Genomic DNA, 658 nt, shown 5'->3' with positions numbered 1-658 from the left:
TGTTCCCGCAGCTGCCGGACGCCGACGGCGCCCCGGTCGTCGAGTTCGTCGACGGCGCGCGGCTGCTGCGCGAAGGCGCCGACCTGCTGGTGCGGACCAAGTCCGACCTGCGCTACCGCTTCGGCGATGCGCCGGCGGCCGGCGTCGGGGTGCTGCCGCGCGCGCGGACGCTGCCGATCGCGCAGGTCGAGGACGCCTGCGGCAACCACTGGCGCTTCGAGCGCGGCGACGGCCACCTGGTGCGCATCGTCGAACGCGGCGTGGACGGCCTGCAGGGCCGCTTCATCGAGGTGCAGTCGCGCCATGGCCGTATCGACCGGCTGCGCCTGCACGACCCGGCCACCGGCCTGACCCATCCGCTGGTGACCTATCGCTATGTGGAAGGCGATCTGGTGGCGGCCGAGGACGCGCTGGGGGTGCCGCGCACGTTCGCGTACCGCCAGCATCGCATGGTCCAGCATACCGACCGGGTGGGCCTGTCGTTCCACTACGCCTACGACGGGCAATGGCGGGTGGTGCACGCCTGGGGCGACGGTGGGTTGTACGACTACCGTTTCGCCTACGACGCGTTGCTGCGCGAGACCGCGGTGACCGACTCGCTGGGCCACGTGTCGCTGGTGAAGTTCGACGAGAACCGCCTGCCGCTGTGCGAGATCGA

At 71.4% G+C, this 658-nt stretch carries 1 pseudogene; it reads left to right on the top strand.

Annotated elements, in window-relative coordinates:
• A pseudogene (locus XBLMG947_RS23850) lies at nt 1–658 on the top strand (type IV secretion protein Rhs); the annotation flags it as partial.

It is taken from the genome of Xanthomonas bromi (genome assembly GCF_900092025.1).
Lineage (GTDB): Bacteria > Pseudomonadota > Gammaproteobacteria > Xanthomonadales > Xanthomonadaceae > Xanthomonas > Xanthomonas bromi.
This window is presented reverse-complemented; position numbering and strand designations above follow the sequence as displayed.